Origin of the sequence: Neolewinella aurantiaca, assembly GCF_008014675.1 — a bacterium.
Taxonomy (GTDB): domain Bacteria; phylum Bacteroidota; class Bacteroidia; order Chitinophagales; family Saprospiraceae; genus Neolewinella; species Neolewinella aurantiaca.
The window spans coordinates 71,780-86,039 of record NZ_VOXD01000009.1; the positions used below are offsets into that span (position 1 = coordinate 71,780).

The 14,260-nt window shown below is 55.5% G+C and carries 7 protein-coding genes; 6 read left to right on the plus strand and 1 reads right to left on the minus strand.

Going from position 1 to position 14,260, the window contains the following annotated elements; translation table 11 throughout:
- Nucleotides 1-274 precede the first annotated feature (274 nt).
- The 6 genes from FUA23_RS22250 (at nucleotide 275) to FUA23_RS07660 (ending at nucleotide 8,557) form a co-directional block, all read left to right on the plus strand.
- Nucleotides 275-739 carry a M23 family metallopeptidase gene (locus FUA23_RS22250; protein ID WP_187270930.1) on the plus strand — a complete coding sequence of 155 codons (465 nt, stop codon included), beginning with the start codon at nucleotides 275-277 and terminating at the stop codon, nucleotides 737-739.
- Between the two features lie 1,134 nt (nucleotides 740-1,873).
- Nucleotides 1,874-5,020 carry a PVC-type heme-binding CxxCH protein gene (locus FUA23_RS07640; RefSeq protein ID WP_147930143.1) on the plus strand — a complete coding sequence of 1,049 codons (3,147 nt, stop codon included), beginning with the start codon at nucleotides 1,874-1,876 and terminating at the stop codon, nucleotides 5,018-5,020.
- 54 nt (nucleotides 5,021-5,074) lie between these two features.
- Nucleotides 5,075-5,518 carry an HIT family protein gene (locus FUA23_RS07645; RefSeq protein WP_147930144.1) on the plus strand — a complete coding sequence of 148 codons (444 nt, stop codon included), beginning with the start codon at nucleotides 5,075-5,077 and terminating at the stop codon, nucleotides 5,516-5,518.
- 129 nt (nucleotides 5,519-5,647) lie between these two features.
- On the plus strand, nucleotides 5,648-6,604 hold the full coding sequence (locus FUA23_RS07650; protein ID WP_147930145.1) for a ThuA domain-containing protein: 957 nt from the start codon (nucleotides 5,648-5,650) through the stop codon (nucleotides 6,602-6,604).
- Nucleotides 6,605-6,663: 59 nt separating this feature from the next.
- Nucleotides 6,664-7,062, plus strand: a complete 399-nt coding sequence (locus FUA23_RS07655) for a thiol-disulfide oxidoreductase DCC family protein (protein ID WP_147930146.1) — start codon at nucleotides 6,664-6,666, stop codon at nucleotides 7,060-7,062.
- A gap of 238 nt (nucleotides 7,063-7,300) precedes the next feature.
- On the plus strand, nucleotides 7,301-8,557 hold the full coding sequence (locus FUA23_RS07660) for a LamG-like jellyroll fold domain-containing protein (protein ID WP_147930147.1): 1,257 nt from the start codon (nucleotides 7,301-7,303) through the stop codon (nucleotides 8,555-8,557).
- A gap of 19 nt (nucleotides 8,558-8,576) precedes the next feature.
- On the opposite strand, the gene FUA23_RS07665 is transcribed toward FUA23_RS07660, so the two are convergent.
- Nucleotides 8,577-14,156: a T9SS type B sorting domain-containing protein gene (locus tag FUA23_RS07665; protein ID WP_147930148.1), complete on the minus strand. Its 5,580-nt coding sequence runs from the start codon at nucleotides 14,154-14,156 to the stop codon at nucleotides 8,577-8,579.
- Between the last annotated feature and the right edge of the window lie 104 nt (nucleotides 14,157-14,260).

Consider the following 14,260-nt stretch of genomic DNA (forward strand, 5'->3'; position numbering starts at 1 on the left):
TACCGTAGAGATTAGCTTGAGCAACCCTATTTACTGTCCGCTTTTGGTGACAATTAGTTCAGAACAGGACTCAGCGGGCCTGTCCGTACAGTTGTCAGAGATTTCTCCGATTTACCTGCCACCAATGCTACAGGATACCATCCTACAGCTGAGGGGCGACAGTACAAACGGAAAGTCCCGGTTGCTTTGGAGTATAAGTTACGCACACACACCTGATACGATTCAGGCGGATTCATTTTTCCTCCCTTATCCCTACGGACGAACCCACTCCATCATGCAGAGCTATCATGGCAGTTTCTCTCATAATAACGACGGAGCCCGGTACGCCATCGATTTTGCGCTTTCGGTAGGTGATACGGTCTGCGCGGCCGCAGATGGCTACGTAGTCGGCGTGATCGAAGGTTACGAAAAAGGTGGTAACGACAGCAAATGGATGGACTACGCTAACTTCATCAACCTCTACCATCCCACTAAGAATGTATACACTCAATACGTTCACCTGAAAAAAAACGGAAGTCTTGTGGAAGTCGGAGACCGGGTGGCAGCGGGCCAGGCAATAGGTATATCAGGGGCAACCGGCTGGACGAGCAAACCGCATTTACACTTCAATGTAGTACGATGGATAGAAGGGAAACGGGTTTCAGTCCCAGCCACATTCAGACAGAAAACGCTTATCTCCGGATCGGACTTCAAGAGAGGAGGCCGGCATGAGAATCTGATTCGCACCAAATCCTTTTAGCTACCGTTCCACAGGCTTTAGCCTGTATATCCCTGTGTCCGGCTCCATTCAGCCTGAAGGCTGAAGAACAGTGAACCGGCGATATTGGGCTACCGTTCCACAGGCTTTAGCCTGGGCATCCCTGCGTCCGGCTCCGTTCAGCCTGAAGGCTGAAGAACAGTGAATCGTTCAGCGATATTGGGGCTACCGTTCTACAGGCTTTAGCCTGTACATCCCTGCGTCCGGCTCCGTTCAGCCTGAAGGCTGAAGAACAGTGAACCGTTAAGCAATATTTGGGCGACCGTTCCACAGGCTTTAGCCTGGGCATCCCGGCGTCCGGCTCCGTTCAGCCTGAAGGCTGAAGAACAGTGAATCGTTCAGTAATATTTGGGCGACCGTTCCACAGGCTTTAGCCTGGGCATCCCGGCGTCCGTCTCCGTTCAGCCTGAAGGCTGAAGAACAGTGAAACGTTCAGTAATATTTGGGCTACCGTTCCACAGGCTTTAGCCTGGATATCCCTGCGTCCGGCTCCGTTCAGCCTGAAGGCTGAAGAACAGTGAACCGTTCAGTAATATTTGGGCGACCGTTCCACAGGCTTTAGCCTGTACATCCCGGCGTCCGGCTCCGTTCAGCCTGAAGGCTGAAGAACAGTGAATCGTTCGGCAATATTTGGGCTATCGTTCCACAGGCTTTAGCCTGTACATCCCTTCGTCCCTCTCCATTCAGCCTGAAGGCTGAAGAACAGTAAATCGTTCAGCGATATTGGGGCTACCGTTCCACAGGCTTTAGCCTGTACATCCCGGCGTCCGTCGTCTCCGTTCAGCCTGAAGGCTGAAGAACAGTGAACCGTTCAGTAATATTTGGGCTACCGTTCCACAGGCTTTAGCCTGGGCATCCCGGCGTCCGTCGTCTCCATTCAGCCTGAAGGCTGAAGAACAGTGAACCGTTCAGTAATATTTGGGTGGCCCAGTTGGAGGGGTATATGAGAATGATTGAAGCCTTGGCGGCGCAGTTTAAGCGCGCTATAATTCTCTAATTAGGGGTACTGATGAATCAAATTGAGCAAACCACGCTCAAGGATAAACCTCTCCTCCCACAAACCTACTCTCCCGATCGCCAGACTTACCTTACCTTAACCGTAAGTAAAGTCGAAACATGAAACCAATCGCTATTTTAAGCCTCGCACTACTGCTATTCCAGTGTGCTGCGCCTCTCCCCGACCCCGTACTTACCTTAGAAAACAACGACCACATCGTCCTCGTTGGAGGAAACCTGTGCTCAAGAATGATGGACTACAACCATTTAGAGACAGAGGTACAACTAAGGTTCCCTGAGCACCAGCTCTTCATCCGCAATATGTGCGACGGCGGCAACACGCCGGGCTTTCAGCCCCATTCCGCGCGCACCGATCCCTGGGCTTTTCCGGGCGCGGAGAAATTCCATCAGCACGATGGCCTTGCACGTGATTCCCGCTCTGAAGGCTTCTTCCCGACACCCGACGAGTGGCTCACCACCCTGGAGGCCGATATCATCATCGGCTTTTTCGGATACAGCGAGTCCTTCAGCGGCCCCGCGGGCGTTGACAACTTCAAGGCAGAGCTAAAAATGTGGTTAGACTATACTTCGCTATCCGATTACAACGGCAACGATTCTCCTCAGATCGCACTGGTGTCGCCCGCCGCTTTTCAGGACCGGTCTGCGGTGATGGACCTCCCCGATGGCAGCCTCGAAAACGAAAACCTGCGGCTCTACGCCGAGGCCATACGCGAGGTCGCCACCGAAGCGGGCGTCCCCTTCATTGACCTCTTTGCGCCCACCGAAGCCTGGTTTGCCGGCAATACCGACATGACCACCGACGGCGCACAACTCTCCGAAAAAGCTTACAAGAAACTGGCGCCCTGGCTGGCAGACCGCCTCTTTGGGGGCGAGGCTGCAGAAGAGGCGCGAACGCAGGTGCATAAACTGGTTGAAGACAAGAACTGGCTTTGGCACAACGATTTCAAAATCCCCAACGGCGTACACGTCTACGGCCGCCGACACAACCCGTTCGGGCCCGACAATTACCCGATGGAAATCAAAAAGATCAGAGAGATGACCATGATTCGGGACACCGCAATCTGGTCCGCCCTTCGTGGCCAGGAATATGACATCGCCGCTGCCGACGCTAAAACCTTTACCCTCCCTCCCGTCGAGTCCAATTACTCCCTGGTCAAGGAAGACGGAACCGTAGACTACCTCTACGGCGAAGACCTGATGTCTACCTTCACCTTAGCCGACGGCTTCAAACTCGAGCTCTTCGCCTCCGAGGAAGAGTTCCCCGACCTCGCCAACCCCTGCCAGATGAGTTTCGACAATAAGGGACGGCTGTGGGTTGCCGTGATGCCAACCTACCCCCACTACAAACCGGGCGACTCACGCCCCAACGATAAACTCCTCATTCTGGAGGATACCGATAACGACGGCAAAGCCGACAAATCAACCGTCTTCGCAGATGGCCTCCACGTCCCCGTTGGCTTCGAATTGGCTCCCGAAGGCGTTTACGTTTCTCAGGGCACCAACCTCGTCTTGCTGAAAGACACCGACGGAGACGACCACTACGACGAAAAAGAGATCATCTTGTCGGGTTTCGATGACCACGACACCCACCACACCATCAGCGCTTTCACTTCCGATCCTTCCGGAGCGATCATTATGGGCGAAGGCCTTTTCCTCCACTCTAACGTGGAGACCGCCTACGGTACCGTCCGGGCCGCCAATGGCGGCTTCTACCGGTTCAGTCCGCAACGCCGTCACCTGGAGCGCACCGCCCAAATCCCGATCCCCAACCCGTGGGGCATCGCCCACGACGACTTCGGCCAGCCTTTCTTTGCTCAGACCTCAGGCCCCGCCGTGCACTGGATGCTGCCCAGCACCGTCAAAAACCAGTATGGTACCCAGGCTCCGCTTGCTTCACAACTGATCGAAGAAGACCATAAAGTGCGGCCGACTTCCGGCCTCGAATTTGTTTCCAGTCGTCATTTCCCCGAAGAAATGCAGGGAGATATGCTCATAAACAATACCATCGGCTTTCTGGGGATGAAGCAGCACGAGATGATCGACAACGAAAGCGGGAACTTCAGCACGAGATGGCGGCAAGACCTGATCAGCGGAACCGACACCAACTTCCGGCCCGTGGATATGGAGTTTGCTCCGGACGGGAGCCTTTACTTCATCGACTGGCACAACGTTCTGGTTGGCCACATGCAGCATAATGCCCGTGATCCCCTGCGCGACCACGTCCACGGTAAGGTTTACCGCATCACCTACCTCGAGCGCCCGCTCGTGGAGCCCGCCGAGATCGACGGAGCTTCCATCTCAACCCTGCTCAGTAACCTCGAACTACCCGAATACCGGTCCCGCTACCGGACACACCGTGAACTCCGGGGCCGACCTTCCGACGAAGTAATCCCCGCTGTAAAAAGCTGGATTGCCGACCAGGAAAAAAGCGCGCCCAACTACGAGAAGCTCCTGATGGAAGCCCTCTGGGTTACCTGGGGCCAAAACGAAGTCGACCAGGATTTACTCGAAACCGCACTGCAGGCCAAAGACTACCGCGTGCGTGCGGCTGCGGTTCAGGTACTGCGTTACAGCAGGCACCAGGTGAGCAACCATACCGGCCTGCTGAACACCGCCGCCGGCGATGAGCACCCGCGTGTGCGGATCATGGCCCAAACCGCCGCCACCTGGCTACCCGAAGATGCCGGCCGGATGATTCTCGCTACTGCAGCCCAACACCCGGAGGAAGACTGGATGAAAAAATTCAACGAAGCAGCCCCCAAATTCCTGACCGGCGAAGGACTCGACCGCCCCAAAGACGCAGCAATAGTTGCGAAGCACCTCAAAGGGGCTGACCTGAAGCAGTTCTCGGCGGGCGGAGAGATTTACCACAAAGACGGATCATGTGTCACCTGCCACCAGGAAACCGGAAAAGGCCTTACCGCCTCCGGCTTCCCTCCGCTGAAGGGTTCCGAATGGGTAAAGGGCGATCCGGAAGTGCTCGCTAAAATACTGCTCAAAGGCCTCATCGGTCCGATCACCGTAAAGGGTAAAGACTACCCCGGCCAGGTGCCCATGACGCCCTACGAAGACCTGCTCAACGACGACGAAATCGCCAAGGTGATGACTTACGTCCGCAACGCCTTCGGCAACCGGGCCTCGGTGATCACCCCGGGGTTTGTCGCAGACGTAAGGGCGAAGATCGAAGCCTCCGGCCACGAGGGATACTTCCGGGTGGAGGAACTGAATGAGCCTTCTAAAAAGTAACTTTACGGAGCATTCCCTTCCTGCAACCGGCATGTCCTCCGAAACATACCCCTTATGACACAAGACAAACCTGACAACAAATGCCCTTTCTGTAGAATCCGTGACGGAAAACTACCGGTCAGCATGATCCACGAAGATGAACTTGTAATGATCATCGTTGACCTCAACCCTATCAACGAGGGTCATTTGCTCATCATACCAAAAGTTCATTCTCCGGAGATGGCCGGCGTAGCACCGGACACCCTGGCCTACATGATGAGAATGGCCCAACGGATGAACAAGGCATTACGCAAATCCAGCTATCGCTGCGAGGGGGTAAATCTCTTTATGGCCGACGGAGAGGCTGCCGGGCAGGAGGTCTTTCCCTGTCATCTCCATGTATACCCACGGTTCAAAGGAGATGGTTTTGGTTTCCGACACGTAAAGGGTCAGCATTTTATTAGAACCGATCGGGAGCGAATGGACGCTATTGCCCTCGAGCTCCGGGAATTACTGTGAAACCTCGTCAAACGCTCCTCACTTCCGGAAAAAACGAGACCACTCACGCTACGGTCCGGTACAGCCACCTGAAAGCAACCCCTTGGTTCAACCACCAGATGAACACCGACCATACCAATAATTGCAGCTATGAAATTTCTCCTTTCGCTAATCCCAACGCTTTTCTTACTCTGCTCCTGTAACCCATCCGCGGCACCTGCGGCCGCGCCCGAAGAAGAAGATAAGCCGTACATCGTATTCGTAACCGGAGACGACGAATACCGTTCTGAGGAATCCATGCCGATGCTCGCCCGGCTGGTGGAACGAGAACTGGGGGCACGAACGAAAGTGCTTTACGCCCTCGACTCGGCCGGCTACATCAACCCCAACATAACCGACAATATTCCCGGCCTCGAAGCACTGGACTCGGCCGACATGATGGTCTGTTTCCTGCGCTGGCGCAACCTGCCCGACGACCAGGCGAAGCACATTCTGGACTTTGCCGAAAGCGGCAAACCAATGGCCGGGTTCCGCACCAGTACCCATTCGTTTATGTACAAAAAAGACACGCTGCGCCAGCACCTCAACAACGAATGGCCCGCCGCCGTCTTTGGCCAGCAGTGGATCACACATCACGGTCACTTCGCCGATGGCCACGATCCAATGACCGAAGTTGAGGTATTCCCGGAGGCAGAAAGCCCGATCCTCAACGGCGTCAACGGCTTCCCGGCCTACTCGTGGCTGTACCACGTCGACGGCGGTAAATGGACAATCAACCCCAACGCAAGCCCCTTACTGAAAGGCACTTCTCTGCGTAGCAAACACCAGGAAGCAGGTCGCCTGGACCAGTTCCCCCTTTCCAACCCCGTTGCGTGGACCAATGACTACAAAGGTGCACCCGTTTTCTTCACCACGCTCGGCCACCCCTACGACTGGAAGAACCCCAACATGAGAAAACTTGCGCTCAATGGCATCGCCTGGGCGCTGGGCAAAGCAGATAAAATCCCGGCTTCAGGTCTGAATCCGGAAATCAACGGCGTTTACCAACCAAATAATTCCGGTTTTGGGGAAAAATTCAAAACAGGACGAAAGCCGGAGGCGTTCTAAAAACCCAAAGCCGGAGCACCAGAAGCTCATTTCTTGCTCCCGGTCTAAAGTTCCGGACGATGCCCCCAATCCTTTTCTTCGATGGTGTATGCAACCTCTGCAATCAGGCGGTTCAGGTGTTTATCCGCCGGGACACGGAGGGCAAGCTGCGTTTCGCAAGCCTTCAGTCAGACCTCGCAAAAGAACTGCTTCCCCAACTCGGAGTAGATCCCGAAGATATGACCAGTCTGGTTTTCGTGCAGGGCAATAAAGCGTATTTACGCAGCGAAGGCGCACTCCGGGCCGATGCTTATCTCGGTGGCCTGCAGGGCACCATCAGCAACGCGCTACGGATTTTTCCGCTCTGGTTGCGCGACGGCGTTTACCGTATAATTTCCCGCAACCGGTACCGATGGTTCGGTAAAAAAGATTCCTGCATGCTTCCACGCCCTGAATGGAAGGAGCGGTTTCTGGAGTAGACGAAGAAGAGCAGACAGAGCTCAGCGCACAACAACGTATGCTCCGCTCGTACGTCCCCTTTTTGTGCTAAAATGACCACGAATGCGAAGCCACTCGCGCAGAGCGGGCATTGCCACGCGGAGCGCGACCCACTACTTTCTACCAACTCCCCCCCCGCCTGCAATGATTCCCCCGAAGGTTACGTTCCTTATTTCGGGCGCACAAACCCCTACCTTTGCGCCCTCTTAATCCCGGACTATGCGATTTACTTTACTTTTATTGATTGTTTTTTTAGGCGCGAACGCAGGTGCAATATTCGGACAGGGAGACCCTCCTGAACTCAACCTTGTTGCGTACTACCCACTTGACGGTAACTTCGCCGACGCGACCGGAGACAGCTCCAACGGCGGCATCGCCAGCGGTGTCCCCGAGTTTGGTTGTGGTGTACTAGGGCAGAGTATGGCCCTGAATGGCGGCAACGACTTCATCCGTATTCCCGGAGGGAACACCAACAACGTAAACCGCTTGTTCAGTTCAGAGGATTTCACCCTCAGCTTTTACTTCAAGCCCATCGGTTTCAACGGTACCCAGTACCTCGTTTCAAAACGAGACACCAACTGTAACAACCAGCAGTACTTTTCGGTACGCTACCTGCCCAGTAACCGGACAGTTTCCGTTACGCTGCGCCAGAACAACCAGGAAGCAAGAATAGACTACCCGATCCGCAACGGTAATTGCTGGCAACACGTTGTCGTGCTGCGCGAGGGCAACCGCGTCCGCTTGTACATCAACGGTGAAGAGGTGGGCGAAACTTCTACTTCCAGCCGGGTAGACATCACCAACGACGGCGAGCTACTCATCGGCTCCACCCAGTGCCGCATCAACGGTGAAGTGCCCTTCGACGGGCTGATCGACGAAGTCAGGATATACGTTAGTGCCCTGAAGCTATCGGATGTCCGCAGGCTTTACCTTGCTCCCGACCAGATTCTCAACGAAACCACCAGGCTCTTCCTCGGCGAGTCGGCAGAGATCGAACTGAACAGCAACTGCGGAATAACCTACGAATGGACGCCAACCGATGGCGTTGTTTCTTCTACTGATGCGGAGCCGACCATCACACCTGCTTCTGCCGGACGCCAGGTTTACACCGTCCGCATCACCGATGCCGAGAGCAACTGTGTGGCAACCGACAGCATCGCTTTTCAGGTGATCGACCCCAGCACCCTGGACTGCGCCAAGGTTTACCTTCCGAAGGCGTTCACCCCCAACGGAATTGGCCCGCAGGTCAACGAAACCTTCGGCATTTCAAACCCTTTCGCGATTTCCGAACTCATCAGTTTCGAGATCTACGACCGGTACGGTTCCCGGATGTTCCAAACCACCGACGTCTTCGAAAAGTGGGACGGCACCTTCAAGGGCGACCGGGTTCAGCCCGGCCCGGCAGTCTGGCGGGTTGTTCACCGCTGCGAAGGCGAAGAACTCGTGATTTCGGGTAGTGTAATGGTGCTACGATGAACGACGAGCGCTCACAGAATCAGCGCATCAGAACGAAGTCTCCTTTTACCGTAATCACCCGGCCATCCCTCAGGTTCACATCTACGCTGTAGATGTAGACCGCTGGTTGGTGAGCTTTGCCGTCGGCGTTGCGGCCGTCCCAGCCCCATTCTTCATTAACACCAGCGCCTGCCGATGCTTGCGTGTACACCTGCTGTCCCCAGCGGTTGAAAACGCTGAAGCTGCTGAAAGACTCTACCGCAGGAGCGGCGTAAATCCGGAATACATCGTTGGTTCCATCCCCGTTCGGGGAGAAGGCATTGGGGGAATAGACCGGGACAAAATCATCGATGAGCACCTGCGCCTGAGCACTGGCGGCACAGCCGCTGGAATCGGCAATGCTGAAGAAGTAGGTTGTTGTCTCGGTGGGCGCAACGAACAGGCTGTTGCCCGTAACACCTGTTTCGGGGCCTGGCGAGACCACAAATCCGGCAACATCAAGATCGGTCCACAGGCGGAGTTCAATACTGTCGCCCTGTCGTATTACCGCCCGGGCCGGAGAAATAACCAATTCTGTTTCCGGCGGACCAGCGAGGTCAAAGGTTTGGTCCAGGCGGCAACCGTTTGCGTCCTCCAGCGCAAAATTATTGCGTCCGATTGCGGCGATTAGCGTATCGGGCAAGTTGGTCACCGGCACGAACGGCGCACCCTCCTGGGTGCGGTACAGGTAAGGTCCTGCCCCACCCTGTACATCCCGAACGATCAGTCGTGGCAGGGTATCCCGGCAATCGGCGGGAACCTCAGCGATAGCTGCCACCAGTGCATCGGGCTCTTCCAGCACCATCAGGGCTTCGGCAGTACATCCGCTTCCGCCCGTCACCATCACGGTGTAACGGCCGGCTGGCACTCCGGAAAGCCTTGCCCCGTCAACTCCCGTGTTCCACTGATAATCGTAGGGAGCCTGGCCTCCGGAAGCGACTGCGAGCAGTTCTCCGTCGTCATCGCCGGCACAGTTCACACCGAAGACACCATCGCCACTCAGCACGTCGATGCTCACACTTAAATCTGATTCCGACACCACGAAAGCGCCACTCACTTCCGGCGGACAAAATGTTCCGTTATCAGCAGAGATAATATCGACCACTGTTCCTGCAACAACTGAAAGTGTATAGGGCGTAATGCTGTTTGGAGGCAATATTTGTGTTTCCGGGCTGGTGCTCAGCACCACTTCAACCGGCAGGTCTCCGGTGTTTTCGATGGTGAAATTCAGGTTTTCTCCGGCGCAGATCACGCTATTGCCGGAGATGATCAGTTCCGATGATTCGATAACCGCCACCGAAACGGACACCAGGCTGTCACAGCCTGAACTTGCCAGTCCGGGAAGCGTAACGAGTTCATCCATTACCGCCGCAACGAAAACCTGACCAGCGTACCGGAACGTATCGCCTGCACAAATTGCGGTATCCAGCACGCCAACTACTTCGGGATAAAAACTCAGATTCACCCTCACCGTGCTATCGCAGCCGTTCACCGAAGGTGTGGGTACCACCACATCACCCGTCGTCCGGCTGGCGTCGAAGACTTCGCCGAAGAAGTTGAGTGGTTCTCCGGTACAGATCGTTGTGTCGAGGGCGCTGAACGCAGGTGCAAAGAACGTCAGGTTTACCCTCACCGTACTGTCGCAACCGTTCACCGAAGGTGTGGGTACCACCACATCACCCGTCGTCCGGCTGGCGTCGAAGACTTCGCCGAAGAAGTTGAGTGGCTCACCGGTACAGATTGTCGTGTCGAGGGCGCTGAACGCAGGTGCAAAGAACGTTAGGTTCACCCTCACCGTACTGTCGCAGCCGTTAGCGGAGGGTGTGGGTACCACCACATCGCCCGTCGTGCGGCTGGCGTCGAAGACTTCGCCGAAGAAGTTGAGTGGCTCACCGGCACAGATTGTCGTGTCGAGGGCGCTGAACGCAGGTGCAAAGAACCTTAGGTTTACCCTCACCGTACTGTCGCAACCGTTCACCGAAGGTGTGGGTACCACCACATCGCCCGTCGTCCGGCTGGCGTCGAAAATTTCACCGAAGAAGTTGAGTGGCTCACCGGTACAGATTGTTGTGTCCAGTACGCTCGTAGCCGGAGCGAAGAAGGTCAGGTTTACCCTCACCGTACTGTCGCAACCGTTCACCGAAGGTGTGGGTACCACCACATCGCCCGTCGTCCGGCTGGCGTCGAAGACTTCGCCGAAGAAGTTGAGTGGCTCACCAGAACAGATCGTTGTGTCGAGAAAAGAAATTGCTTGCGGAAAGACGTCAGCATCAAGTTCTGTGCCTACGTTCCGGGAGCAACCGTTAGCGTCGGTAACGTCGATGATTGTTACTGCAAATCCTTCCAGGTTCGGATAACCGAAATCGGAAGAGCAAAAAACCGATGTACCGGCTCCTTCTGCCGACGAGGTGAAGGTGGTGATCCCAAAAACGTTACCGTTTCGTTCGACCTGCACCTGAAATTCGAAAGGTGCCGTTCCGGTGATCGAGTAACTCAGGGTAGTACAAGCGTCGTCGCACACACTGGACAGCATCGGGTTTTCGAACACCGGAAAATCGGTAAAAGGCAGGATCGTTACGTCGGCACGGGCATCGCAGCCCAGGGCATCGGTAACTGTGACTGCATACTCTCCCGGGGTGAGGTTGGTAACCGATTGGGTCATGGCTCCGTTGCTCCAGCGATAGTCTACGGTGCCGTTGGCATCGGTAACGTTCGCGGTGGCGCTGCCGGTGGCATCATCACAATCTGGCTGGGTTGGCATGATGTTCACTGCAATTTCACAACCGCCCTGGCTGACGATAGCCGAACAGCTGGCGGTACAATCGTTGGCGTCGGTAATGGTGAATGTGTAGGTTCCCGGAGCCAGCCCGGTGAAGGTAGTATCAGTACCCGCCGTGAGAAGATGATCTCCGAGGTCGCCGCTAAGCCGCACAACTCCCCCGGCACCTGCGTCCCCGCCCGCATTGCTCAGCATGATGGTACCATCGGTGGCACCAGCTGCAGTTTCTCCGGATGCTGAGCAAGAAAGCCCCAGCAAATCGGGCTGAACGATTTCGATGGTATCGCGGCCGGTACAGCCGTTCTCATCCGTTACCAGCACGTGGTAGCTGCCAGCTACAAGACCAGTCGCAAGTTGGGCATCCGGCAGTGAGTCCACCGACCACTCATAACTCAGCACCCCGGTGCTTCCCGTTACCGATACTGAAATTGCCGCAGTACTGTCTCCGTGGCAAAGAATGCTTTCCGTCATGCTCAGTTCTACGGTTAAAGGAGCAGGATTGGTTAAGGTGAAATTCTGAGGTGCTACGGCGCACCCCGTTTGGTCGGTTACGGTGACCGAATACGATCCTGCCCCCAGGCCACTGAGCACGGTCATACCGTCGTAAGCGTCATCGCTCCAGTCTATCATCAGTCCGGGGGCGGCGTTCTCGATGGAGAGTGTGATCGTTCCGTCCGTGCTACCGTTGCAGGAAGGGTTCCCGACCATTCCGGTAAAACTGAGCGCACACATCGGGCCCATAACCGAAAAGTCGCAACTTCCCACGCAGCCATCACTATTGAACACGCTTAGGGTATAATCACCCTGGGGCAAATTGCCGAGGGTTGTCATATTTGCTCCCGTTACGAAACTCGTGTCTTTGGCTCCCGTAATGGTGACGTCCCAGTTCGGGTTACCGTCAAAATCCAGCATTACGCTACCAGTACCACCGGCGGTAACCGGATTGGTAACCGTACACGCGGGCGCAAGGGAGCAGTTCGGCTCAGATACCACCGCCGTACATTCGTTCGTACAGCCGTTCATATCGGTTACCGTGATGACATAAGTTCCCGCTTCCAGGTCACGAAGTGTATCCTGGATAGCGATAGGCCGGGGGGCGCCACCGGGCAAGCTGTTACCGGCGGGATCGGTAGCCACGTAACTCAGGCTGAACGGGCCTACTCCTCCGGTAACCCGGTATCCGATTTTGCCGTTGTTCAGCGTAGCGAGCGTTTCGTCTACGGCTCCGCAGTCGAAGAACAGTTCGGGAGGTGCGGTAAGGGTGAAGCTGGAATCACGCATACAGCCACGCGAATCGGTAAGGACAAAGGAATAAGTCCCCGGGCCAAGGTCTGGTATTCGCGGGCTGTGGATACCGGTTACGCCCGGGCCATCCCAAACCAGATCGGGTGAGAAGTCGCCCTCGTAGAATATGTCGATCAGGCCATCATCCGTTCCGCCGCACTCCGGTGACCGGAGGTCGACGACGGAGAACTGAAGGTCAGAACAATCTATTGGGTCGATGGTAAAGAATACCGATAGCATACAACCGAAGCGATCTTCTTCGATGAGCACAAACTCATAGTCTCCCGGCTCGAGGTCTGCGGCAGGCACCACAATTCCTTCATAGCCAAAAGAACCGTACGGAGGGCTGGCGGTAGGCCCCACATAGGCGAGGTTGAAGTTCGGTATTCCGCCCAGCACCGTGATGACGATGTTGCGATCGGCATCCAGTGTAACCGTAAAATCGATTTCACAGGGTGGCTCTTCTACCACGATGGTACACATTTCCGTACAGCCGCTTTCATCGTCGGTGACGGTAAATGTATAGGTTCCGGGGCGCAGCCCCGTGATGTTGTTGATGCCATCGACTGCGTTATTGATGGACCCGCCGATCGGGCCGGTCCAGGAAATAGAGTAATCGCCCGTTCCGCTGGTGATGTTGATATCGGCCATCCCGTCTGAACCACCTACGGTGGTAGGTGGTGTGGTGAGTGCAGAACAGTCGATCGTCAGGGGTGGCAGGCTGTTGACGTCGCCCGTCCAACGGGAGATACAACCATAGAAGTCGGCGACTTCTACGGTATAGGTTCCGGGTTCCAGGCCAGTGATGACCCGGCTTGAACTGGTGAACCCGTTGGGGCCGGTCCAGGAGAAGGTGGCTCCGCCACCATTGCTTTCTACGCAGTAGAGGCTGGGGGAGGTAAAGTTTGTCAGCGTGATGGAACCATCACCGTTACAGCCGACTGCTTCGACGTCGACGTTGAAGCGTGTATCGTCATTCGGCGGGCAGGATGGGTAGAAATCGAAGGAGCACTCCACGAAGCAGCCGATGATATTTCCGTTACCGTCGCGATCGGGGAGTAAATCTCCGTCATCATCCAATACATCCCACACCTGGACGGTCCAGGTACCTGGCTGAAGACACTGGTTGGAGGAGTTCCCACCGATAGCGAGCGTAGCCATGTAAGAGATTCCGTCCGGTTCGCTGGGCGAATACACCGTGAAACTGGTTCCGGTTCGTACGATCTGAAAGGTATCCAGACCATTGTAGATCCGGCTGTAGTAAAAATTATTTGCATCGGTAGCCAACCAGGTCATGAATGCACCATTGACCGGGTTGTTGTCTCCGTCACTGCTGTCCTCTCCATTGCAACTAACGATCGAGATGGGGCTTGCAGCGTTATCGCAGGGCATTTTGGTGGGAGAAGGCCAAAAAGGCTCGTTGTGAATTTGTTGCAACTCGAAAGTTGGTTTCGTGTCGATCTGAGCCATCAGGCCAGCAGTACAAATAATAGACAGGACGAAGAAGAGCGCTTTCATTCAGTGAGTTTTCCCTGGCAACCGAACGATCGGGTTTAATCCTTCCTGGATGATTACATCAGGTAATCACCCACCAGCGGTGGGCAAAGTCCATGCCGGATGAT